This is a genomic window from Litorerythrobacter xanthomarinus (assembly GCF_046254955.1).
GTDB lineage: Bacteria > Pseudomonadota > Alphaproteobacteria > Sphingomonadales > Sphingomonadaceae > Qipengyuania_C.
Window position 1 is genome coordinate 1,469,156 of sequence record NZ_JBJXRG010000001.1, and the last position, 23,332, is coordinate 1,492,487.

The 23,332-nt window shown below is 60.4% G+C and carries 21 protein-coding genes; 11 read left to right on the top strand and 10 right to left on the bottom strand.

Annotated elements, in window-relative coordinates; genetic code table 11:
* The 5 genes from ACEWMW_RS07335 to ACEWMW_RS07355 form a co-directional block, all read right to left on the bottom strand.
* Positions 1–300: a TrbC/VirB2 family type IV secretion system protein gene (locus ACEWMW_RS07335; RefSeq protein ID WP_409413229.1), complete on the bottom strand. Its 300-nt coding sequence runs from the start codon at positions 298–300 to the stop codon at positions 1–3.
* A gap of 7 nt (positions 301–307) precedes the next feature.
* A complete protein-coding gene (locus tag ACEWMW_RS07340) occupies positions 308–898 on the bottom strand; it encodes a lytic transglycosylase domain-containing protein (protein ID WP_409413230.1) in 591 nt (196 codons plus the stop codon).
* Positions 899–1,040: 142 nt separating this feature from the next.
* Positions 1,041–1,664: a TetR/AcrR family transcriptional regulator gene (locus ACEWMW_RS07345; RefSeq protein WP_409413231.1), complete on the bottom strand. Its 624-nt coding sequence runs from the start codon at positions 1,662–1,664 to the stop codon at positions 1,041–1,043.
* Positions 1,665–1,693: 29 nt separating this feature from the next.
* The gene (locus ACEWMW_RS07350) at positions 1,694–2,794 is read right to left on the bottom strand and encodes a VOC family protein (protein ID WP_409413232.1); all 1,101 of its coding nucleotides are present in this window, start codon (positions 2,792–2,794) and stop codon (positions 1,694–1,696) included.
* Complete coding sequence (locus tag ACEWMW_RS07355; RefSeq protein WP_409413233.1) at positions 2,794–4,650, bottom strand: outer membrane protein assembly factor BamB family protein; 1,857 nt, start codon at positions 4,648–4,650, stop codon at positions 2,794–2,796. The genes ACEWMW_RS07350 and ACEWMW_RS07355 overlap by 1 nt, the downstream gene beginning before the upstream one ends.
* Before the next feature lie 143 nt (positions 4,651–4,793).
* On the opposite strand from ACEWMW_RS07355, the gene ACEWMW_RS07360 reads away from it, so the two are divergent.
* Positions 4,794–5,834, top strand: coding sequence for an alpha/beta fold hydrolase (locus ACEWMW_RS07360; protein ID WP_409413234.1), 1,041 nt, complete (start codon positions 4,794–4,796; stop codon positions 5,832–5,834).
* 68 nt (positions 5,835–5,902) lie between these two features.
* Here ACEWMW_RS07360 and ACEWMW_RS07365 read toward each other — a convergent pair whose 3' ends face one another.
* Entirely contained in the window at positions 5,903–8,797 is a 2,895-nt protein-coding gene (locus tag ACEWMW_RS07365) for a TonB-dependent receptor plug domain-containing protein (protein ID WP_409413235.1), read from the bottom strand.
* Positions 8,798–9,091: 294 nt separating this feature from the next.
* Between ACEWMW_RS07365 and ACEWMW_RS07370 the strand changes: the two genes are divergently transcribed.
* Genes ACEWMW_RS07370 through ACEWMW_RS07380 form a run of 3 tightly spaced genes read left to right on the top strand, consistent with a single transcriptional unit; the run spans position 9,092 to position 12,045 of the window.
* Positions 9,092–10,180 (top strand): Gfo/Idh/MocA family protein, encoded by a 1,089-nt coding sequence (locus tag ACEWMW_RS07370; protein WP_409413236.1) that lies wholly within the window; start codon positions 9,092–9,094, stop codon positions 10,178–10,180.
* A complete protein-coding gene (locus tag ACEWMW_RS07375; RefSeq protein ID WP_409413237.1) occupies positions 10,173–11,126 on the top strand; it encodes an aldo/keto reductase in 954 nt (317 codons plus the stop codon). Before ACEWMW_RS07370 ends, ACEWMW_RS07375 begins: the two co-directional genes overlap by 8 nt.
* The gene (locus ACEWMW_RS07380; RefSeq protein ID WP_409413238.1) at positions 11,119–12,045 is read left to right on the top strand and encodes a TauD/TfdA family dioxygenase; all 927 of its coding nucleotides are present in this window, start codon (positions 11,119–11,121) and stop codon (positions 12,043–12,045) included. The genes ACEWMW_RS07375 and ACEWMW_RS07380 overlap by 8 nt, the downstream gene beginning before the upstream one ends.
* Here ACEWMW_RS07380 and ACEWMW_RS07385 read toward each other — a convergent pair.
* Positions 12,038–13,738, bottom strand: coding sequence for a solute:sodium symporter family transporter (locus ACEWMW_RS07385; RefSeq protein ID WP_409413239.1), 1,701 nt, complete (start codon positions 13,736–13,738; stop codon positions 12,038–12,040). The two genes, ACEWMW_RS07380 and ACEWMW_RS07385, sit on opposite strands and share 8 nt — an antisense overlap.
* 161 nt (positions 13,739–13,899) lie before the next feature.
* On the opposite strand from ACEWMW_RS07385, the gene ACEWMW_RS07390 reads away from it, so the two are divergent.
* The 3 genes from ACEWMW_RS07390 (at position 13,900) to ACEWMW_RS07400 (ending at position 17,151) form a co-directional block, all read left to right on the top strand.
* Positions 13,900–14,658: an SDR family NAD(P)-dependent oxidoreductase gene (locus ACEWMW_RS07390; RefSeq protein WP_409413240.1), complete on the top strand. Its 759-nt coding sequence runs from the start codon at positions 13,900–13,902 to the stop codon at positions 14,656–14,658.
* Positions 14,659–14,767: 109 nt separating this feature from the next.
* On the top strand, positions 14,768–16,003 hold the full coding sequence (locus ACEWMW_RS07395) for a parallel beta-helix domain-containing protein (RefSeq protein WP_409413241.1): 1,236 nt from the start codon (positions 14,768–14,770) through the stop codon (positions 16,001–16,003).
* Positions 16,003–17,151 (top strand): SO2930 family diheme c-type cytochrome, encoded by a 1,149-nt coding sequence (locus ACEWMW_RS07400; RefSeq protein WP_409413242.1) that lies wholly within the window; start codon positions 16,003–16,005, stop codon positions 17,149–17,151. The genes ACEWMW_RS07395 and ACEWMW_RS07400 overlap by 1 nt, the downstream gene beginning before the upstream one ends.
* 18 nt (positions 17,152–17,169) lie before the next feature.
* Here ACEWMW_RS07400 and ACEWMW_RS07405 read toward each other — a convergent pair whose 3' ends face one another.
* From ACEWMW_RS07405 to ACEWMW_RS07415, 3 genes are read right to left on the bottom strand one after another with little or no spacing between them, the layout of a single operon-like run.
* A complete protein-coding gene (locus ACEWMW_RS07405) occupies positions 17,170–17,664 on the bottom strand; it encodes a c-type cytochrome (RefSeq protein ID WP_409413243.1) in 495 nt (164 codons plus the stop codon).
* 40 nt (positions 17,665–17,704) lie between these two features.
* The gene (locus tag ACEWMW_RS07410) at positions 17,705–18,361 is read right to left on the bottom strand and encodes a tetratricopeptide repeat protein (RefSeq protein WP_409413244.1); all 657 of its coding nucleotides are present in this window, start codon (positions 18,359–18,361) and stop codon (positions 17,705–17,707) included.
* Complete coding sequence (locus ACEWMW_RS07415) at positions 18,358–18,927, bottom strand: hypothetical protein (RefSeq protein ID WP_409413245.1); 570 nt, start codon at positions 18,925–18,927, stop codon at positions 18,358–18,360. Before ACEWMW_RS07415 ends, ACEWMW_RS07410 begins: the two co-directional genes overlap by 4 nt.
* 138 nt (positions 18,928–19,065) lie before the next feature.
* On the opposite strand from ACEWMW_RS07415, the gene ACEWMW_RS07420 reads away from it, so the two are divergent.
* Genes ACEWMW_RS07420 through ACEWMW_RS07435 form a run of 4 tightly spaced genes read left to right on the top strand, consistent with a single transcriptional unit; the run spans position 19,066 to position 23,238 of the window.
* On the top strand, positions 19,066–19,998 hold the full coding sequence (locus ACEWMW_RS07420) for a VOC family protein (protein ID WP_409413246.1): 933 nt from the start codon (positions 19,066–19,068) through the stop codon (positions 19,996–19,998).
* The gene (locus tag ACEWMW_RS07425) at positions 19,995–21,020 is read left to right on the top strand and encodes a VOC family protein (RefSeq protein WP_409413247.1); all 1,026 of its coding nucleotides are present in this window, start codon (positions 19,995–19,997) and stop codon (positions 21,018–21,020) included. The genes ACEWMW_RS07420 and ACEWMW_RS07425 overlap by 4 nt, the downstream gene beginning before the upstream one ends.
* Positions 21,017–22,273, top strand: coding sequence for an MFS transporter (locus ACEWMW_RS07430; RefSeq protein ID WP_409413248.1), 1,257 nt, complete (start codon positions 21,017–21,019; stop codon positions 22,271–22,273). Before ACEWMW_RS07425 ends, ACEWMW_RS07430 begins: the two co-directional genes overlap by 4 nt.
* Entirely contained in the window at positions 22,273–23,238 is a 966-nt protein-coding gene (locus ACEWMW_RS07435; RefSeq protein ID WP_409413249.1) for a quinone oxidoreductase family protein, read from the top strand. Before ACEWMW_RS07430 ends, ACEWMW_RS07435 begins: the two co-directional genes overlap by 1 nt.
* The last annotated feature ends 94 nt before the right edge of the window (positions 23,239–23,332 follow it).

Below are 23,332 nucleotides of genomic sequence, written 5' to 3' on the forward strand. Positions count from 1 at the left end.
TCAGCTCGCCGCCACGCCCTGGATCCCGGCAACGATCGAGGCCGCGCCGAAGAGAATAAACACGCCGATGATCACAGTCGCGCCGAAGCGCCAGTTGAGCCGCCCGGTCAGCATCATGAAACCCACCGCGGCGACAGCCATGACCGCAACAGCGGTGGCCACATTACCGAGCAGCGTACCCTGCAGCCACATCAGCGCACCCACAATCGGGCCAGAGCCTTGCGGATCGGTCGCTTGTGCGAGCGCGGCAGACGGTGTCATCATGAGGGCGAGAAATGTCAGGCGAAGTCGGGCAAGCATCTGGTCGTCACTCCGTCGAATGGCTGGAGGCGGTATGGCTGGAAAGGCGGGTCATGATCGCCGCCACATAGTTCTGGGTCTCGGCGATCCGCGGAATGCCGCCCGCGCGTTCGACCCGGCCGGGCCCGGCATTATAGGCCGCCAGCGCCTTCTCGAGGTCGCCATCGAACCGGTCGAGCTGCGCGCGCAAATACCGCGCGCCGCCTTCGAGGTTGGCATAGGGATCGCGCGGATCGACGCCCAGCTCGCGCGCGGTCGCAGGCATCAGCTGCGCCAAGCCCTGCGCACCTTTGGGCGACACCGCATCGGCGCGCCAGCGGCTCTCCTGCCATACCAGCGCTTCGATCAATGCAGGGCTGAGATCATACTTTGCCGCCAGCTCGGCGACTTTCGCGCTGTAATCAAGCGGGACCGAACGCGCGGCAAAATCGATGTCTTCAGGGGATGCAAACGTGGAGATCGGCATGGCAGCCACCGGACCGCCGGCCACCCAGCGCGCCTTCTCGCCATCGATCTCGAGCACATCGGCAAGGGCAGGACTCGCAAATACACCGCATCCCACCAGCAGGCAGAACGAACACAACCGCGAGAGAATCACTGCACCCTCCTCATGCCGTGAAACTTATCCCAATCCGGACGAGCGCGACATGAAGCGCGATGAGTTATGCTCAGCGAATTCCGATTGTCCGAAGCAGTGTGGGCAAAGGCTGCGTCCTGACTGCCCCAGTCGATTGCCCTACCTATTCTCCCGAGGAGCTGAAGCGGGTTTCGAGCGCTTCCAACGCGCCTAGGATCATGGCAACGGTGATTTCCTCGACTTCCGCCAGGCTCGCCTCGCTGTGCAACAGGTAGGCGCCTGCTGCAGCCGGGATGCCGAATGAAATATCGGAGGCTGCGCGCGCGAGATCTATCGGCAGATCGAACGATGAGGCGACGATTTTCGCAATATATTCAACCGCATCGCCGCGCTTGAAGGCGGTGGGATCGCTCCCGCGAGAGACAGTGGGCTCAGATTGGAGCCGCTCGATGATCAGTCCGCGTTCAGCGATGTATTTGAGGTATTGGTGGGTGACGCCGCGCACCAGCTCTTCGAGGCTGGGCGCGGCTTCGGCCTCGCGAAATTGTAGCTCGCGCTGCGCTTTCAATTCGCGTTTGAGCAAGGCGCGCAGCAGGTCGGTCAGATTGTCGAAATAGGTGTAGACCAGCGACTTGCTGATGCCAGCTTCCTGCGCAATCAGCTCCATAGTCAGAACTGCGACACCGTCGCGCGCGACGATCTCGGCCGTATGGTCGAGGATCAGAGACTTGCGTTTCTCCGGACTGAAGCGACGTCTCTTGCCCGTATTGGTGCCAGCTTTGCTCACGGTGCTCCCCACGATTGGCGAAACCTAGCCTAGTATGTGGTCGGATCGATCCACATCATGTCGTCGATCGATTCCGAACTTTGTGCAGAGATATTTTCCTGGATCGAGATCACATTCCCGTCTGGGTCGTAAGCATAGTAAAGCTTCCAGCCATGGCTCTCGATGGCCGGGCCGAGCATGGCGATGCCAAGCGCTTCCAGGCGCGCCGCTTCTGCATCCGCATCGGTCACTTCGAAAGCGGTCATGTTGTAGCCGAGCTGGTCGACATTGGCCGGCTCGTCGCGGACGGGTGTTGCCGGCTCGATATATTCCCAGAACTCGATTTCGAGATTGCGCAATACGAACCAGCTGCTGCGAACCACCATGCCATTGAGCCCGGCGACATCGTCCATGCGGGGAAAATTGGAGTATTCGCCCCGTCTACGCGCGCCATAACCGATGAACTTGGTGTAGAATTCGACCATGCGGTCAACGTTCGAGGTCGCGCCGCCGATATGCGTGATCCATGCGGAATCTTCGCGGCGCGGGCTGTCCATGGTCTCGTTTTCGATCATCGTGCCATCGGGATCGCGGCCATAGGCATAGGTAACGCCGTAGCCGCCGAGATCGACCGGTGCGTTGCGCGAAACGAGCGTGAGGCCCTGATCGAGAAACCTGCCGAAGGCCGGGGCAGTCGCCGGCGACTGGAAACAGATATGCGTGTAGCCGGGGCCATACACCGGCTTGGCGTAGGGTTCAGCAGCAGAATCGGGATCGAAATCGACCAGCTGCAGGAATACAGTCGGTGTGCGGATCAGTGCGATCTCGATTTCGCCATGATCGCCATCCATCATTTCCGCATGGAACAACTCGGATGCATCGATGCGATAGCGAGCCGCGAGTTCGAACGGCACCGCCGGCTGGTAGAACGCCAGCGTTTCATCGATGTTAGAGACGGTCTTGCCGATATGGCGGACGCCCTTGATGCGCGTGTCACCCAGGCTTTCAGGGCGGAAGAAATCAGACTGCACGATCCGGCGCGTGTCTTCGGCCGGTGCTGCGGCCACCGGCGCGGATGCCTCCGGTGCATATTGGACGCAGGCTGCGAGCATGGAGCCCAGGACTGCCAAGGTCGCGGTGCGTAGCATCATCATTCCCTCCTTGCTGGTGCGTAGACCAGCAACACATTGCCCGGAATCTGGGCAAATTTGTCATAGCCGCTGTTCACGATCAGGTGCCCGGCTACGACGACCGGCCCGGCAGAGTCGATCGATCCGCCGCGCGCTTCGACGCCGTTGATAGTTTCGAACTCTCGCCGCGTGTCGCGGCTCCACAGGATCGATCCATCGCGCGAACTATAGGCGCGCAGGATGCCATTGAGTGCACCGGCAAAGATCACGCCGGGAATGACCGTGGGCGGTGCGGAAAGCGCGGTGCGGCAACGGTGCTCGTTCTCTTCGCACACGTTGGGCTCGTACCTGCTCCACAACGGTTCGCCCGTCGCTGGATCATAGGCATGAAGGCCCTGACGCGAGGGGCCGGTCGCGAACTTGTTGCCGGGCGTATCGGCAATACCGACGTAAAGCGCCGTGCCATCGGTCGCCATGCCCCAGTGCACACCGCCGTTGAAGCCGCCCATGCCTGCGCGGCGTTCCCACAGGATCGCGCCGCCATCATCCGGGTCGAGCCCATATATCATGCCCGACTTTTGGCCTGCGAGCAGGATATCCTTCCCGCCTGCAAGCTTGAGCAGGATCGGCGGCGCGCCAAAATCGAAATCGGGGCCGTCCTCTTCAGGGCAATTGACCTGCGTGCTGAAGCGGCCACACGCGCCGTTCCAGGCATCGCCCGCAATAGTCTGCGTGACCCATTTTTCTTGCCCTGTGTTGAGGTCGAGCGCGATGATCGCATCGCTCTTGTCGTTGGCGGGGGAAGAGTAGTTTTCCCCGGTGCCGAAATAGATGAGGCCGCGTTCGTCATCGACTGTGGGGCTGTTCCAGACCGGTGCGCCGGAAGGCCCGAAGCGGCGCGCGCCGACCGAGTTTTCGCCCGTCGGCTGAGGTTGTTCGACAGTATAGTAGCGCCAGATTGTGTTACCTGACTTGGCTTCCACAGCGAGTACCCCGCCGCGGAATGTGCAGCATTCGTAATCGGGCAAGTATGCGTTGATCACTTCGGTCGAGGACATCGGCACGTAGAGCCGCCCATCATGCAGCGTGGGTGAACCCGTCATTGTGCCGGCGGCATGGTCCTTGAGCGTTCGCTTCCAGATCAGCTTTCCTGTGCGGGCGCTGACTGCGTAGAGATTGGCATCGAAATCGCCGAAAAACAGTGTTTTTGCTCTTCCGTCATCGCCGGTCGCTATCGTCGGAGCGTGGCGAACTTCGGCGTCGGCCTGGAACGTCCAGTGCACGCAGCCACTTTCGAGGTTGAGCGCGTAGAACAGGCCGCTCTGGCTGCCGATATAGATTGCATCTTCGGTTACAGCTGGTTGCGAGCGCGCGCGGGCGGAGCCGGGAAAGCCGAACGCCCATTTGAGCTCCAGATCTGGCACATCCACTATTCCGAGACCCGCATTAGCCAGCGTCTGGAAGCGTTGGTTCTTGCGGTTGTTGCCCCAGCGGTTCCACAGCGGCTTCGACAGCTTGAGCGGATCTTCGCACATATGCGCCTCGGCATTCGCTTGCGCGTCCACTCCGCTGGGGATGGCGAGGTAATCGGCCAGGATGCGGATTTCGGCGGGCGACATATTGGCGGCCTGCTGCTGCATCACGCCGGTAGTCATTGTTTCGACAAGCGATTGCATGGTCGCGTTGCGGATCGCCGCCTTGGTCGGCGCTTCAGTCTGGCCGCTGTCATGGCAAGCGGCGCAATGCTCCTGATAGAGTGCTTCAGCCGGATTCTCTCCGAGCGCGGCGACTTCTTCTGTGTGCGGTGCGTCCGGGTTCGGTTCCTGCCCGCATGCCGACAGCGCCGCCAGAAAGACGAGAAAGGTCGGCAGGGACAAGGATCGTGTTCGCATCATGCGCGGCGCTCATTTGGCAACGGAAGACTTGGCAGCCCACCATCGCGGGATTGATTCTTGTTGACTATTATTACAATAACGGAGGATGAGAGCTTTGCAAGGGCGGGCGGACAAGAGGAGTTGATATGAGATACCTGGGATTGTCCGCGGCATTTGCCGCCTTTGCGCTGGCAGGCTGTATGCATGGTGTTGGCGGGGAGACCGCAGCGGCGGTAGCCAAGCCGCAGGCAGAAGCGCCCGATCCGGCAGTCATCCATGCGAACGCTAACCGGGTTGGCGATATCGGCTACACGGAAGGCTACTTCGGCGAGGGCGAAACGCGGCTGCACTATGTCGAAGCGGGGAGCGGGCCGCTCATCATCCTGTATCACGGCTTCCCGAGCTTCTGGTACAGCTGGTTCGACCAGATGGAGGCGCTCAAGGGCGAGTACCGCGTCGTCGCTGTCGACGGTTTGGGAAGCGGATTGTCGGCGAAACCGCTGGGTCTCGAGCATTACGATATCGCGATACTGGCAGCGCAGCTCGATGCCTTCTCGCGGCACATCGGCGGTGATGAGAAATACATCCTGATGGGACACGATTGGGGCTCGGTTCTCGCGCTGTCCTATGCGCAGGCTTACCCTGACCGGCTGCACAAGGTGGTCGGCATGAGCGCGCCGCCGCTCAACCACATGCTAAACTATGTCGGAAACGACCCGGAGCAGCAACGCCGCACCGAATACATGCAGCGCTTCAAGGTGACGACGCTAGAAATGCTGCAAGCGACGAACGCGGCCGAAGTCGTGGCGCAGCGTTCCTATGCGGCGCTGGCCGAACGCGGCGATCTCACGCAGGAGGAGGTCGCGCTGTTTCACGCCGATTTGTCGAGCAACGAGCGGCTCCACGCGGCGATGCACTGGTACCGCGCCAATATCCCGGCATTCGATGCCGTGGCGGATGAGGACATGTGGCCGGGGCCGGACAAGCGGATCGCCATGCCCGGGCTGTTCATCTGGGGCGATAAGGATCAGATTTTCGTCGATGAATTGATTGACCGGATTTCAGTTGTCGAACCGATGGTCGAGACGGTCCGGATACCCGGCGTCAATCACTGGGTGACGATGGAAGACTCCGAGCTCACGACGCAGGCGATCAAGGATTTTCTGGCAGACCAATCCGGCGAGTAGTTCACGGACTTCCAAAAAAAGGGGCGGACATTTCTGCCCGCCCTTTTCGCTATTGGTGTGGCTAAAGCCTAGAGCTTGATTTTAGCTCCGAGCCTCCAAGTGCGGCCCAGCGGGTTACCCGTGAACGGATTGTAGCCCAGCGGCGTCCTCGCTTCGGAAGCATCTTCATTCGTGAAGTTCTCGATCGAGAACTGCAGCTGAACTTCCATCGCATCGATTGGCAATTCGTAGGCGAAGTGCGCGTCGTGCTGCTTGTAGCTGTCTACAACGCGGCCGAAGTTAGTGCCGCCAAAACTTGTGGTGGCACAGAACTCCAGTCCGTCGCAGCGCTCATCGCGAACGCTGTCAACGTATTGGAAGCCGTAGCGGGCGTTAAAGCCGCCGATATTGTAGTTGACGTAAGCGTTGCCGCGCCACGCAGCGATCGTACCGGGGGCACGGTCAAGGTTGGCAAGGCCCACAGCATCGAAGCCTTCTCTCAAGAGCTGACCGTCGAGGAAGAAGTCGCCGACTTCGTAGGTCAAAACGTGGGTAGCCGCCGCGCCCAGCGATAGCGTGCCATTGCCCAGTTCGGTCTGGTAGGTCGCCTCGAAGTCAAGACCTGTTGTCTTGGTGCCCGGCCCGTTCACCCACTGCGTAAATACGCGCGAGATATTGAGACCAGTTGTGACGCCTTGCGTACAAACGCCGCCATCGAAGGTGATAAGCGGCACGAAGGGATTGGCGCAGTCTGCAAAGACCGTGGTGGTACCGGTCATAGGATCGACGACTGGGATCGAGATGACCGAAGATGCGATCGCCTGTCCATCGGTTGTCGTGATCTCGTCTTCGAAATCGAAGCTCCAGTAGTCGACTGAGAAGGTAAAGCCACCGAAGTTGACCACCCCGCCGACGTTGAAGGTGAACGCGTCCTCAGGTCCAAGCGTGGTGGGATTGCCGGCAATATCGACTGCCTTGAAGTTCCCGTTTGCAGCGGCAAGACCAGCCAGCGATGTCACCGCATTGGTTGAGACCTGTGAAGCAAGCGGCGCACGGAAGGTCGTCCCGACAGTGCCGCGCAGAACCAACCAATCGGTAGGTTCCCAGCGGATCGCGCCCTTTGGATTGAAGGTGGAGCCGATCGAGCCCCCATAATCTTCGAAGCGTGCGGCTGCGGTGATCTCCAGAGTGTCGCTGATCGGTACGAGGACTTCAGCGAAAACGGCCTTCACATCCTGCGAAACTTCGAGATTGCGCTGGCCGCCCAGGAAGATGAAAGAGCCCGCGCCCTGGAGAGCTTCACTACAATCCGTCTGGCCCAGAACAGGGCAGGGATTGACGTCCAAGTTACCGGTAATGTTGAGCGGCTTATTGTTAAAGGTCACAGTGCGATACTGCGCACCGGCAGCCCAACCAATTGGCCCGCCGCCCAGATCCAGTCCTGCTTCACCGGTGAAGATCAAGTCGAATACGGCCGTATCCTCGGTCTGTTGGTTGCCGTTTTCAATTTGCAGCCATTCGACCAGTTCGACCGAATTCTCAGCGCCTGGAACGTAGAACGGATTCTGCAGACCAAATACCGGGTTCTCAGGTCCGGCGTTGGTGAATGGGTTGAACCACTGGCAACCGTTCTCGCCCGGCGTCGTCCCAGTACAATCGGGGCCGCCAAAGCCGAGCAGCGCGTCTTGCAGGCGCGAGCCCACGATACCCGGAGAACTTGCTCGGCGATCATAGGCCATCAGCGTCGCAGAAAACTGCGCCTGAACGGTATCGGAAAGATCTTTTTCGAAAGTCCCAGAGAAGCGCATGGCTTCGTTCTTGCCGAACTGGCGGCCCGAACCACGCTCGTCGCGAGGATTGCCCAGCCAGCCGAACGGTCGCCACGCATTAACGGAAATGAACGCGGGCGTGGCGGTAAGACCGGTTTGATTCACAAATGGTGCCACTCCAGGGTTGGCAGGCGAGACAAGAAAGCCCCCGCCAACGCGCGCGCCGCCTGGGCCCTGTAGCGGTGGATATCCCGGCGAAGTGCCAATGCTGTCCAGCTCGAGGCGCGCGTAGGTAAATTCGCCGCGGAACCGGAATGTATCCGACAGGTCGATATCGGCCTGTAGATAGCCTTGGTAGCGATCTTCGTCCTCGACCAGGTTATCGAAGGGGATGAAGCTAAAGCGACATACAACTCCATCCGGAACGCCGCCTAAATCGCCGCACCCGACATCGGGAGCAAGGGCAACGCCGTTGCCAATCTCGATCCCACCGATACCAGAATTGACGACGAACAGGCCCGGGGTAGCCAGTGCTGACCAAGCCGCCGGGTTTACATCATACGGTTGGAAGCCATAATCGCGTTCGGTCGTCGGCAATTCAGAACGATGCTGCCAGCCGACACCCGCCATGATGTTCATATTGCCGAAGTTTTTGCCGACAAGAATTGACCCTGTCCAGTTGCCGTCCGAGCCGCTGATAAACTCGTAGTCGCCCTGGACTTCAATCCCTTCGAAATCGCTCTTCGTAATAAAGTTGGCCACGCCCGCGATCGCGTCGGAACCATAGGTTGCTGCGGCGCCGTCTTTGAGAATTTCGATCCGCTCAAGCGCGAACAGCGGGATGGAGTTCGTATCACCGAAGCCAGCACCCACTGCGCCCGGAGCGGTCAGCGTGCGGTGACCATTGAACAGCACAAGCGTGCGGTTCGGACCGAGGCCGCGCAGGTTGATCGAGCCAAAGCCCTGCACGCCTTGCGCGGCGGTCGAAAACTGGTTGGTGTCACCGACGACGCTGCCGACTTGCGGAAGGTCCTTAATGAACTCGAGCGGGGAAGATATCCCTGCCACTGCGAGGTCTTCACTGCTGTAGGTATCGACCGGCTGCACCGCGTCTTCAGGTGTGCCGCGAATAAAGGAGCCGGTAACAACAATCGTGTTGTCTTCTTCAACACCTGCATCCTGCGCATCCTGCGCGAATACGGTGGTTGAACCCATGGCGGTAAGTGCAACGGCGCTAAGCGCGCTCGTGCAACGGAGCATTGATTTCTTCAAGGTATCCTCCCCTCAACTAAACAGATGCAATTCCCCACTTTGCAATCGGGAAACTGCTGCATCTCCAGCCGCCAGTCAATATAATTTGACAAATAGTCAATAAAAGACAGAACGGCGTTTGACTCCCGAGAGCAAAGCTGCACCAAATGACATGCGAAGACAATGCACCCATAGCCAGGAAACGAAAGCAGTTCACGATTGTGTCTCTCATGCCACGACCCTTGATATGAACCGCCCATGAGTTCGTCTCGCTACGCAATAATCGGCTGCGGCATGATGGGGCGCGAGCACATGCGCAATATCGCGCTCGTGCCCGAAGCCGAGCTCGTGGCAATAGCCGATCCGGACAAAGCTTCGCGCGATCATGCCCAAAAGCTTGCTGCATCGCTCAACCAAGAGGTCGCGCTGTACTCCGATATGCAGGGCATGCTCGCCGATGCGCGGCCCGATGCGCTGATTATCGCTGCGCCCAATCACACGCATTTCGGGATCCTGCAATCGGTGATGCCGCGCGCGCTACCGATATTGGTCGAGAAGCCGCTATGCACCACGGTTGAGCATGCCGAAGAAATCGCGCGCCTCGCCCGCGACTATCCCGCGCTTTTCTGGGTCGGGCTGGAGTATCGCTACATGCCGCCGGTCACTCGCTTCGTCGATCGCGTCCACGCTGGCGAGCCTGGAAATCCGCGCATGATGTATATCCGCGAGCATCGCTTCCCATTCCTCCCCAAGGTGGGCGACTGGAACCGCTTCAATCGCAACACCGGCGGCACACTGGTCGAAAAATGCTGCCATTTCTTCGATCTTATGCGCCATACCTTGCGCGACGAGCCGGTGCGGATCTTCGCCAGCGGCGCGCAGGACGTGAACCATCTCGACGAGCAATATGGCGGCGAAGTGCCGGACATCCTCGACAACGCTTTGGTTACTGTGGAATTTGCGGGCGGCGCGCGTGCGGTGCTCGATCTGTGCATGTTTGCCGAGGGGGCGGAGCAGCAGGAAGAGATCTACGTGCTGGGCGAGAAAGGCAGGCTTGACGTAACCATCCCGGCGGCTGACGTCACTTGGTCACCGCGCGATCGCTCAGGGCCGCAGGTCGAGCATGTCGACACACCTGCCAATGCGCTGTCGGCCGGCGATCACCACGGCGCAACCTATTTCCAGCTCCAGCATTTCCAGCGTGCCCTGATCGAAGGCCTCCCGCCGCAAGTGAGCGCGATCGATGGCTTGCGCTCGGTACAGATGGGCGCCGCTGCCCAGCAGTCGATAGCCACCGGCCAGCCGGTCGAACTCGATTTTAGTGAAGAAGGAGGCCTCGGTGCCTGAATCAATTCCACCCGTCGGTTTCGGTTTCTGGAAAGTTGCGCGCGAGGAGACGGCGGACGTTGCCTACCAGGCGATCCTGGCAGGCTATCGCCATCTCGATTGCGCGGCGGACTATGGGAATGAAATCGAGGTCGGGCAGGGTATCGCTCGCGCGATCGCCGACGGCCTGGTCTCGCGCGAAGAGCTGTGGATCACTTCCAAGCTCTGGAACACTTTCCACGCGCCCGAGCATGTCGAGGAGGGGTGCCGCAAATCGCTCGAGGATCTGGGGGTCGATTATCTCGACCTTTATCTGATTCACTTCCCGATCGCGCTCGAGTATGTGCCAATCGACGTGCGCTATCCGCCCGAATGGGTGCACGATCCGGCCAGCAACTCGGGGATGAAGCGCGCAAGAGTGCCGTTGCATCAGACCTGGGGCGCGATGGAAGAACTGGTCGGCAAGGGGCTCACAAAACGGATCGGCGTGTGCAATTACAGTTCTGCGCTCATCCATGACCTGATGACCTATGCGCAGATCAAACCCGCGATCCTCCAGATCGAGGCGCATCCCTATCTGACGCAGGAAAAACTGCTCCGTCTTGCGGGCGAATACGGTATCGGCGTCACTGCGTTCTCGCCGCTCGGCGCGCTGTCCTATGTCGAGCTTGACATGGCGGGCGAAGGCGAAAGCGTCCTCGAGCAGGAAGCGGTGAAAGCGGCCGCGAATGCGCATGGAAAAACGCCGGCGCAGGTTGTGCTGCGCTGGGGTGTCCAGCGCGGCACCTCGATCATTCCCAAGACTTCCAAGCCGGAACGGATGCGCGAGAACCTTGCGATCGGGGATTTCGAATTGAGCGATGATGAGATGGAAGCAATCTCCGCGCTCAACCGCAACCGCCGGTTCAACGATCCGGGCGTGTTCTGCGAAGCAGCCTTTGGCACGTTCCACCCGATCTATGACTGAGGCGATTGCGATGGACAGCACACCCGCGACATTTGAAGGCAAGGGCGATCTGGCCCGCTTTATGGCTGCAGAGAAGCACGCAGTAGATACGCAATTGGCGGAAAAAGGCGCAGTCCTGTTTCGCGGCTTCGATGTGGCCGAAGCGGTCAGCTTCGACGCGGCGGTCGAGGCCTATGGCGAGCCCGGTTTCACCTATGCGGAATCGCTCAGCAATGCAGTACGGGTGAACGTGACCGAGCGCGTCTTCACCGCCAATGAAGCGCCTCCGACTACGACGATCTACCTCCACCACGAAATGGCGCAGACACCGATCTATCCGGCTAAGTTGTTCTTCTATTGCGAGATCGCGGCTGAGCAAGGTGGGGCCACGCCGCTGTGCCGATCCGACCTGCTGTTCGAACAAATGACTGAGCGCGACCCGGCAGCGGCGCAGGCGTTCGAAGAGCGCGGTGTGCGCTATGCCAATGTCATGCCCGGCGCGGACGACGCGAGTTCTGGGCAGGGCCGCAGCTGGCGCAGCACTCTGGGGGTCGAGACGCAGGATGCTGCCGAGGCGCGTTTGGCGGCTCTCGGCTATGAATGGGAATGGCGCGAGGATGACAGCATGCGCGCGACGACACCGGTGTTGCCTGCGGTTCGCGATCTCGGCGACGGCCGCAAGAGCTTCTTCAATCAGCTGATCGCGGCATTCTGCGGCTGGTCGGATAGCCGGAACGATCCCGCCCGCGCGGTCACTTTCGGCGATGGCGTGCCGATCACAGGCGCGGACATGGCGGCTGCCATCGCGATCTCGGAAGAGCTGACTTATGACCACGCCTGGCAAGCAGGTGATGTCGTGCTGGTCGACAATTTCGCTGTGATGCACGGACGCAATCCATTCGAGGGAAAACGGCGCGTACTGGCTTCGCTGATTAGCTGATCGCGGGTTTCCGCCCCGCCATCCACCACGCCATCAGGTTTGCCGCCACAAGCAGTGCCATCAAGATACCGAACGTCATTTCCAACGGTTCGCCGCTCGCCAATCCGATGGGTGAGAAGACGATATAGAGCGCGACAACGCAGGATAGCAGCGTGAAGGCAACCGGGCGGGCAAACCGCCACGGTGTCATATCGACTTGCGGTGTAACTTTCGCTTGATAGGCTTCCGCACGTGGCCGCCAATATCCGGCAGCGAGCATGATGCCGACCTCGATCACGAACAGAACCGCATATTGGTGGATGAAGTGCAGGGTTACGACCTCGTCGAAGACGAAGCGCAGCAGGCCGTAGGCAATGACGTGGAAAATAATCACCAGCTTGGCCCCGAGCGCGGGAACGCGGCGCGTGAACAGCCCCATGATCACGATCACGACCGTCGGGATATTGTAGAAGCCGGTGAATATCCGCACGACTTGCCAAAGCCCCTCTTCGGCAAAGTAGAGCAAAGGCGCGGCGCCGAAGGAAAACAGTGCGATCACCACGCTGGCGATCTTGGCGACGCGCACAAGATGCTGCTCGCTCGCCTGCTTGCGCGCTGGCGCGTAGATATCGAGCGTGAACAATGTCGCCGCACTGTTGAGCAGCGAGTTGAACGAACTGAACACCGCCCCCAGTAAGACCGCGAGGAAGACGCCGGTCAGATAGGCCGGCAAAACATCTTCGACGAGCCGCGGATAGGCTAGGTCGATGGTCGCAAACCCGGCGCCGTAAAGATGGAACGCGATCACTCCCGGGATCATCATCATGAAGGGCACGAACAGTTTGAAGAAGCCCGAAGCGAGCACGCCCTTCTGTCCTTCGGCCAGCGACCTTGCACCCAACGTCCGCTGGATCACATACTGGTTGGTGCACCAATAGAATAGATTGGCGAAGATCATGCCGGTGAAGATCGTCCCGAATGGCGTGGGATCGCTCGCCGAGCCGATCGCGTTGAGCTTGTCGGGATGATCGGACAGCAGCCGCTCGAAGCCGCCCGCGAAACTGCCTTCGCCTAGCAGCATGATGCCCAATATCGGGACCAGCAAGCCGATAAACAGCAGGCCGATGCCGTTGAGCGTGTCCGATACGGCCACGGCCTTGAGACCGCCAAACACGGCATAGGCTGAGCCGGTCAGCCCGATTACGATGACTGTCAGCAGCAGGGATGGAAACGTCTCAAGGCCCGACAAGGTCGGCACATCGAAGAACGTCATAACTGCAATCGAGCCCGAATAGAGCACTGAGGGTATCGTCACCAGCCCGTAGCCGAGCATGAACAGCAGCACCGACATGCGCCGGACACCCGCATCGAAACGGTCGGCGAGGAATTCGGGCAGGGTGGTGAAGGCGCCCGCAAGGTACCGCGGCAGGAAAAGGAAGGCCATGGCGACAGTGGCCACAGCTGCGGTCACTTCCCACGCCATGCTCGAGAGATTGTAGCCATAGGCGGAGCCATTGAGGCCGATCAGCTGCTCGGCCGAAAGGTTGGTCAGCAACAGCGATCCGGCGATGAAGGCTGCGCCCAATCCCCGCCCGGCGAGGAAGTAGCCGTCGCGCGTTTCTACCGTGCCGCGCGTCTTGAGCCAGCTGACCCAGGCGATCAACGCCATCACGGCGACACAACTGACCAGCGTGAAGAGGAGCGAGCCGTCCATCAGCCGAGCGGTATCGCAGCATGGCCGGATTGCCCAGAGGGGTGGAGAGGTTCCTCAAGGCAGGACTGATGGCGGTCTCGGCAATAGATCACGCGCTTACAATTGACCTTTATTGGAATGTTCGTCAATAATCAGCGCAGTCGCGTCCTATAGGAGTACACATGTTCGATCTCGGTGGGCACGTCGCCCTGATAACAGGCGGCAACAGCGGGCTCGGCCTTGCGTATGCACGCGGGCTGGTGAAATCGGGCGCGAAAGTCGCGATCTGGGGACGCAAGGCCGACAAGAACGAGGCTGCCGTTGCCGAGCTTCGCGAGCTGGGCGGTGACGCCGAGGGCTATGTCTGCGATGTGACCGATGAGGCGCAAATCGCCGAGGCATTCGCGCAAACACTTGAGCGTTTCGAAAAGGTCGACAGCTGCTTCGCCAATGCGGGAGGAGGCGGTTTCCGCGGCATGTCGCACAAGACGACCCGTGAGACCTGGCTCAAGACCATCGACCTCAACCTGATGAGCGTGGTGCAGACCTTTGCGCCGGTCACCGATCATATGCTGAAGCGTCAGCAGGGCGGTCGGCTCATCGTCACTGCATCGATTGCCGCACATATGGGGATGGGCGGCGCGGCGGGATACTCCGCGACCAAGGCGGCGGTTTCGGGCCTTGTGAAGGCGCTCGCTGTCGAATTGGGACAGGCGGGAATTCGCGCCAATGCCATCCTGCCGGGCTTCGTCGAAACCGACATGTCGATGGAAGGCGGCGATGTGGTCAAGAAAGCTGCCGAGCGCCGCACGGCGATCGGGCGGCTCGGCCAGCTCGACGACATGGAAGGCATCGCAGTCTTCCTCGCTTCCAAGGAAAGCGATTTCATGACCGGACAGGAGCTGGTGCTTGATGGGGGGCACCTGGTCTATCCGATCTGAACGGATGCCGTAGCGGCAAGTGCAATGCCCCTTGCCAAGGCGGCGCTACAGTTTCATCCTCTCGCCGGATTGAGCGAGCGCTGCGCAAACGCGCTCGGGGAGAGGGAAGATGAGAAAGCTGGTAAAATTTGGCTTTGCGGCGCTGACGTCAGCCGCGCTGGCTGCCTGTTCGGCAAGCGAAGACGGGATAGTCGAGGCTGATCCGAGTTACGAGGAAACGCTCCAGACCGCGCTGCTCGATGCCAAGCCCGGCGATGTGATCGATATCCCCGAAGGTGTGTTCTCCTTCACCCGCGGCCTCAGCCTGACGGTTGACGGGGTTACCATCCGCGGCGCGGGGATGGACAAGACAATCCTCACCTTCAAGCCGCAGGTCGCGGGCGCGGAAGGTCTGCTGGTCACCGCCAGCGACTTCACCATCGAAGATCTCGCGATCGAAGACAGCAAGGGTGACGCGCTCAAGGTCTCCGAAGGCGAGAACATCATCATTCGCCGCGTACGGACCGAATGGACCGGCGGCCCGAAGACCGAGAACGGAGCCTACGGCATCTATCCGGTACAGACGACCAATGTGCTGATGGAAGGTAATGTCGCGATCGGCGCTTCCGATGCGGGGATCTACGTTGGCCAGTCGAAGAATGTGGTGGTGAGAAACAACCGCGCCGAATTCAACGTCGCCGGGATCGAGATCGAAAACACGGTTGATGCCGATGTCTATGACAATGTCGCCACCAACAACACTGGCGGCATCCTCGTGTTCAACATGCCAAACCTCCCGCAGGAAGGCATTCGCACGCGCGTGTTCAACAACAAGGTCTACGAAAACAATACCGACAATTTCGGGGTCGAAGGTACCGCAGTGGCCAGCGTTCCGGCGGGATCGGGTATTGTGGTCAGTTCGCATGACCAGGTCGAGATCTTCGAGAATGAGATTCGTGACAACGATACCGCCAACATCATCATCTCGAGCGTCTACTCAACCAACTATTCGGAGAGTGAGGCGGTGGCGGGATACGATCCCTATCCCGAAGCGATCTTCATTCACGGCAACGAGCTTTCGGGCGGCGGATCTTCGCCCGATGGGCTCGACCTCAAAACGCTCAAGACCGCGATGTATGGACCGACGGGCAGCTTCCCCGATGTGCTGTGGGATGGCTATGTCAACAAGCGCAAGCTGGTGAACGGCAAGCTGCCCGAAGACCAGCGGATCTGCATCGATAATGGCGATGCCGGGATCATCAATGTCGACAATCAGAACGGCAATGAGAACCCCAGTGACGATATTAGCGATCACAAATGCACGCTGCCCAAGCTGCCTGCGGTCGAGCTCGCGCTGGCGGAATAATGTTTGCGAGGGTTCGCCTTGTCAGCGCGGCGATTGGCGCGGCGCTGCTGCTTGCATCTTGCTCCCAGAGCGGCGGCGATGCGGTGCAGACTGCTTCGAGCGAACCCGTGTTCCATGCCGAGGGTAATCCCGAGAGGCTGAGCGACTGGAACCTGCTCAGGGTGAGCGACGGTGCGCTTAGCCTCAATGACCGCGTGACCGCTTACGATCTCAATTCCTCGCTCTTCACCGATTATGCGCACAAGCTGCGCACGGTGTGGCTGCCCGAAGGGCAGTCGGCGAACTACGCTGCCAGAGAGACTTTCGATTTTCCCGTCGGGACGGTGATCTCCAAGACATTTTATTATCCGGTAGGCGACGGCGATCTCCTCAAGGAGGATGACCGGACGGCGGAGCGTCTCAAGGACGGCTTTGTCCTGTCCGATGTCCAGCTGATCGAAACGCGGCTGCTGATCCACCGCGAGGAAGGCTGGGTCGCGCTGCCTTATGTCTGGAACGAAGAGCAGACCGACGCGGTACTCAAACGCACCGGCGATGCCCAGCGGTTGAGGATGGCGAGCGGGGACAGCGCGCAGGATTTCAATTACATCGTCCCCAATGCCAACCAATGCGCGGGCTGCCATGCGACCAATGCGACCACCAAAAAGATCGAACCGATTGGGCCGAAAGCACGCCATCTGAACAAGGCCTTTGCTTATCGTGACGGCGCGCAAAACCAGTTGGCGGCGTGGACTACGGCGGGTCTGCTGAGCGGCGCGCCGGATGCGGGCGAAGCGCCGCGCGCTGCGGTATGGAGTGATGGATCAGCAAGCCTCGATGAACGCGCGCGTGCCTATCTCGATATCAATTGTGCGCATTGCCACAATCGCGTGGGCCCGGCGGATACGTCCGGCCTGCTGCTTGAACACGATGCGCCGGTCGCGCAGTCGCTCGGCCTGTGCAAGCTGCCGATCGCAGCGGGCAAGGGCACTGGCGGCAGGCTCTACGGAATAGTGCCAGGCAAGCCGGACGAATCGATCTTCCACTTCCGCATGGAATCGACCGACCCTTCGATCATGATGCCCGAGCTCGGACGCTCGCTGGCGCACACCGAAGGGGTCGCGCTGATCGACCAGTGGATATCGGAGATGCCGGGGGCGTGTTCCTGAACGCCCAGGATTAGGACCCTAGCTTGGGTCCTTGAGATAGGCGATCACATCGGCACGCTTCTGGGCATCCTTGAGGCCGGCGAAGGCCATCTTGGTGCCAGGGATCGTCCGCCGCGGGTCCTCGAGATAAACATACATCTGCTCTTCGGTCCAAACGATACCGCTGTTCGCATTGGCAGGGGTGTAGTTGTAACCCTGTACCACTCCCGCGGGTGCGCCGATGATACCTGCCAGCGAAGGACCGGTCCGATTGATATTGGGGTCGGTCACGTGGCAGCTGCGGCATTGCGCGAATACGATCTTGCCGGCTGCGGCATCGCCGGTGAGGCTGGCGTATGCGATCCCGTCCTTTGTCGCCATCGGATCAAGATCTGCGCCGGAGTCCGCCGTGTCGGTCGGTTCCGCAGGCGCGGCGGCAGTTTCACCCGTTTCCGCAGGCTCGCTCTCGCCCGTTGAACAGGCGGCGAGAAGCGTTGAAACCGCGGCCACCGAGGCCAGAAAACGCTTGGTCATTCTATCATCACTCCGTTTCTTGGTGCCTGCCATACAGCGCTCACTCGGCTGAGGCGACCCGTTCCTTCAACGAGGCCACGAGCAGGTTCTGGTAGAAACCCTGGGGCTTGGCCGCAGCCAGCATGCCGAGCATCTCGTCCGTGTCCTTGGTGACCGGGCAATCATCGAACCGCCCTGAAAGCACATAGTGCGGAAAGCCGACCTGCCCGGCGAAGCGACCGGCGAAGGCCGAAAGCCGCATCAGTTCGGCACCGAGACACACGTCCTGCTCGATATTCATACCTTCGATGTAGATGTAACCGATCACGAAAAGCGACTGTGGATAGCCGCCCTCGATCGCTGCATTGCGATAGGGCATGGCTTCATCGCCGCGCTGCGAATAGCCATAGACGCGCCCCAGCTGGTAATTGAGCCGCGGATTTGCCGGATCGGCTTCAACTGCCTTGCGGCAGGCCTCGATCGCAGCGGGCAGGTCGATATCTCTCGAGCTCGACTTGCCTTCCCACACGCTGAACGGGTCTTCCGGATGCGACGCCAACTTGTCGCATTCGGTCGGCTCCTGCGAATGGTTGGCGGGATCGAAAGTGGTGATCTCGTAGGGTCCGACGGTCACGGTTTCGTGCGCGGCTAGCGGTGCCGACAACCCTGCAATCGCGACGAGCGCCAGCGCGGCTTGCTTCAGATCGATAGTCATCATCCCTCACTCCCTTCGGCATCTGCCAACTTTCTCATCAGAGCTTCGACGCGGCCTTCCGATGCGGCGACGGTCACATTCTCGCTCACAAGCGCCATGGCGCGTTGCAGCTCGGCGCGTTCTGGTGGGCTGTCGCAATCGTCGAACTTCCCGGAAAGCGTTCCGTCGACGACATGATAGCCCGACCACGGATGCTCGAGCGAAACGCCGCGGCGCAAGCGGTCAAGGCCGCGGCAGGCATCGGCGCTTTCGATAAAGCCTTCCTTGTCGATATAGCCGAGCACGAAGATCGACTGACGATAGCCAGCGTCTTCAGCCGCTTCGAGAAACGGCAATGCCTCATTCTGCCGCTGCTGGTAGAACAGCACGCGGCCCAGCAGGTAGTTCGTGCGCGCGTGATCCGGCATCTCTTCGAGCACTTCGCGGCAAGTCGTTTCTGCTGCCGCGAGGTCGATCTCGGACCGCTCGAAGCCCGGCAGGACCTTGTCGGGATCGTCCGGATGCGCTGCCGCATAGTCGCAAGCGGTCGGTTTGGCCTGCACCTGCGCAGGCATCAAAGTTGCTGCCATTATGCAGGCGGTGGTGGCGAAAATTCCCAATTGCGATGTGCGCTTCACTCGGATCACTCCTGTTGCGGATCGGTGCGCTTTACAGCGGATGATGGAGCTGTATACACATTTGTCCGGACAAATATCCAGCCTCAAAATGTGGCCGGGACTGTCCGAAAATTGCAGGAGAGATTCATAGCCTCGCTTGATCATGTTCTGGCGGTGACCATCATCGTCGATGATATCGGCGAGACGGCCCGCGCCTATGGCGAGGCATTTGGTTATCGGGATCTGGAACGGCGAGCTGTAAGCGCTTCGGAAGCCGAGACGTGGGATTGCCCGGCAATGGAAGGCGCCCCGCTGCTGTTGATGCAGCCGGAAAGCGGTGCAGACTTCGCGCTCCGCTTTGTCGAGGCCGAACCTACCGAAGGCTATGCTGCGCTGCAGACGCACGGCTGGAATGCGGCCGAATTGCTGGTTCAGGACCCTGATGCGATGGCCGAGAGGTTAGCAGCTTCGACTTTCGAAGTGATCGGCATGCCCTATGATCTTGGCGGCAATCCCAACGCCCGCGCAATGCAGGTGCAGGGCCCCTCGGGAGAGATACTCTACCTGACGCGGCTGAAGGGCGATTATGCCGAATTCTTCGGAACGGCGAACTGTCCGGTCGATCGCGGCTTCATCATGGTTGCGGGCGGCCCGGATCACGATGCCATGAAGCGCTTCTACGCCGATCTGGGGCAGGAGATCGTTGGCGAAAGCGACTTTCCGATTACCGTCCTTTCGCGCGCGCTCGGCCTGCCGCGAGAGACGCGCTACCCACTGTCATCCGCTCGGTTGGCGCGCAGTTATTCGTTCGAGCTCGATGGCTATCCCGAACAGACACGGGCGCGCCCACGCCGCTACGGCGAGCTGCCGCCGGGTATCGCCATGGTGAGTGTCGCGGTAAACAATCTAGATGCCATCGATCTCGAATGGAGATCTCCGCCCAAGCCTATAACGCACGCTCCCTACAACGGACGGCGCGCTGCGGTGGCGATTGGTGCAGCGGGTGAGTGGCTGGAATGCGTTGATGGTGGAGAGACGAAATGACCGACGAACCGGCGCCTGAACCGATGGCAATATCCGGCATACACGATTTCATCCACGGCCATGCGGCGGGCGATTTCAACCGCATGCTCGAATTCTGGGCCTATTTCGGGTTTGAACCGGTTGCGGAGGGTGAACTGCATGCGGCGCAGGCCAAGGCGCTCTATGGCCACGCGTCGGACCTCAAGTCGGTCAAGCTCGCCCATCCAGGCTGCGATACATGCGACACGGGATATGTCCGGCTTCAATTCTGGAGCGAGCTGGCAAACGAAGGGCTGGGGAGCGCCAAGGCGATCGACGTCGGCGGGCGATGGATGGGGATCTATGTCCGTGACGGTATGCGTGTCAGCGAGGCGATCCATGGCGAAAAGATCAAGGGCAATCATGACTGGTCGCTGACCGCCCTGGTGCGGGCGGCTTTCGCCTGGCCCGAACCGCAAATCTCGCTTGCCGCGCCGTTCATGGGCTTGAGGGAGTTCGTGGCTCTGGGCGATGAATTCCGGCTGGCCTTTGTCGAGCGGGTCGGTTTCGAGCGGCCCGGTTTCGGAACCTTTGCAGAGAACCTCCCGTTCCAGAACACCGAAGGAACGCACGCCAATATCGTCCAGCCGGTCGGAGGATTTTCGACCGATTTCTACAAGGAAGTATTCGGTCTCGTCACAATGGCCAACGGCGAAGCGCATGATAGCGGGGAGGAAGCACCTACGATCGAGGCGCTGAAGCTGGACGATGGTCAGACCTTCTGCATCGAGCGGCTCGTCCACCCCGACAGCCCGGGGGGAATGCTGCAGGTTTATTCGCCCTATAGCGGCGAAAAGGACCTGCGCGACATATCGCGCATCGGGGCGCGGGGGCTGGGCTGCTATAGCTACCGGGTGCGCGACATTGCCGAATTCAGGGAGGCTGCTGCCAGTGCAGGAGCACAAAACATCACTGAAGTATGCGACAACGAGTTCGGTGAGAAATCGATCTGCTTCGATGCGCCGGACGGCGTCTATTGGACCGTCAGCGAGCAACCCGAGTGAACGAAGCGGCGTCTGTCGCGAGCCTTAAAGGCTATCCCACGAAGGCGTTTGTAGTCTGCCTGATCGCCTATGCCTTCGCGCAGATGGACCTGGCGCTGTTCGGCTACGCGATCCCGCAGATCCGCGAAGAATTCGGTCTCTCGCTACCCGGGGTGATGGGCATTGTGAGCACCGCCTTCGTGCTGGGAGGCTTACTGATCGTCGCGCTGGCGGTTCTGACCGACCGGCTTGGGCGCAGGCGAATGTTCCAACTTTCCTTCATCGGTTCATCGCTGCTTGTGACGCTGCATATGTTCGCACCCAATCCGGCGACTTTGTCGGTGCTGCGGGGAAGCTCAATTGCGGTCGGGGGGCTCAGCTATCCGGTCACAGGCGCGGTGGTTTCCGAGGAATTTCCCGCGCGCTGGCGCGGCTTCTTCCTTGGCCTGCTGCAAATTGGATATCCGCTGGGATGGTTTGTCGCTTCGTTGTGGGCGGCGTGGATCCTTACTGATTACGGCTGGCGTATGCTGTTCCTTGTCGGCTTGATCAGCATCCCTTTCATTTTCGTGATCAACCGGGTCATCCGCGAACCGGCCCGTTTCCAGCGCGCGTCCGAATGCAGTTACAAGGCGCGCGTGCGCGATCTCTTCGCACCAGGCATGGCGCGGCGCACCAGTATCCTGTTCTTCGCGCAGTTCCTGTTCGTGTGGGCCTACGCCGGATCGATCTTCCTGCTGCCGAGCTTCCTGGCCGAAGATCGCGGTTTTGATCCGCAAGGTTATTCGCTGTTCATCGGGATCGGGAACCTCGTCGGCGTGCTGGGCTATATCGGCGCGGCATACGTGGGCGAATTCGTCCTCAACCGGCGGGACACGGTGGTGATCTGGACGCTGGCAGGATCCTTTGCCTTCCAATTCCTTATCTGGGGGCCGACAGGGTTTGCTGCGTCGCTTGCCGCCTACTCGCTCATGGCGATGTTCTTCTATGGCACGGCAGCGGCGAAATTTGCCTATGTCGCGGAGATTTTTCCGACCCGCCTGCGCGCAACCGGTGTGGCGTTCTGCGGCTCGTTCGCGGTGACCCTGGGCTCGGCATCGGGGCCGCTCGCCGCCTCGTTCATTGCCGAACGCTATGGCTGGGACATCGGCTTGTCGGTCGTAGTCGGGACGCCGCTGTTCCTGGCCGGCCTGCTCTATTTCCTCCTCGCGCGCGTCCCATCGGGGCTCGAAGTCGAAGAGGTTCAGACATTTCTCGAGAAAGGATCAAAGTGATGAAAGGATTCATCGTTCACGAGTTTGGCGGCCCGGAGAATATGTTGTGGGAAGACCTCCCCGATCCCGAATGCGGCGCCGATGAGGTGGTGATCGATGTGCGGGCCAGCGGGATCAATTTTGCCGAAACACGCATGCGCGCCGGGACCTATTCGGGCCAGCCGCTTCCCTTCGTGATGGGCATGGAGGCCGCGGGGGACGTCGATGCAGTGGGCGCGAATGTCGAAGGTTATGCGGTTGGTGACCGGGTATTCGGCAGGGCGCGCGGTGCCCATGCCGAGAAGGTGGCAATTCACAAGGACCATGTGATGAAGCTGCCGGACAACCTTACCTATGTCGAAGGCGCGGCCATTCCGGTCGGCTGGCTGACAGCTTGGCACGCGCTGCATACCGTGGCGCGGCTGCAGGCCGGCGAGCGCGTGATTATCGAAGCGGTGGCGTCGAGCGTCGGCAGCGCGGCTTTGCAAATCGCGAAGCAAGCGGGCGCATGGGTGGCCGGTACCGCGAGCCAGGACGAAAAGCTGGGCAAGGCCGCAGAATACGGCCTCGATCTTGCGATCAATTACAAGGCCGAAGACATGGCCGCGCGCATCGCCGAAGAAACCGGCGGCGAGGGCTGCGGCGTCGGCATGATGACGATCGGCCAGGAAACCGCCGAGGCGCTGATGGCCTGCATGGGCATGGACGGGCGCGTGACGCTATACGGCTCGACATCGGGCAAGGACATAACCATCAACCTGATCATCGGGACGCACAACCTCCAGCTGCTTTCGATGAGTATCTCGACCAGCCCCGCGTTCATTCCGGTGACGATGGATACATTCCGTCAGCGTGCATTGCCGAAGTTCGCCGACGGCACGTTCAAGCCCATCGTCAGTACGGTGCTTCCGATTTCAGAGTTGGTGAGGGCGCACGAAATGGTCGGCGAGCGGCACCATTTCGGGAAGATTATTCTGGAAATCTAGAAAGTGATGCAGGAATGCAACTTGTCCGGACAAATTATGCTTGTCTGGACAAATTCTCTGAATTAGAAAGCGTCGACTATGGCCTGAAGTGGGT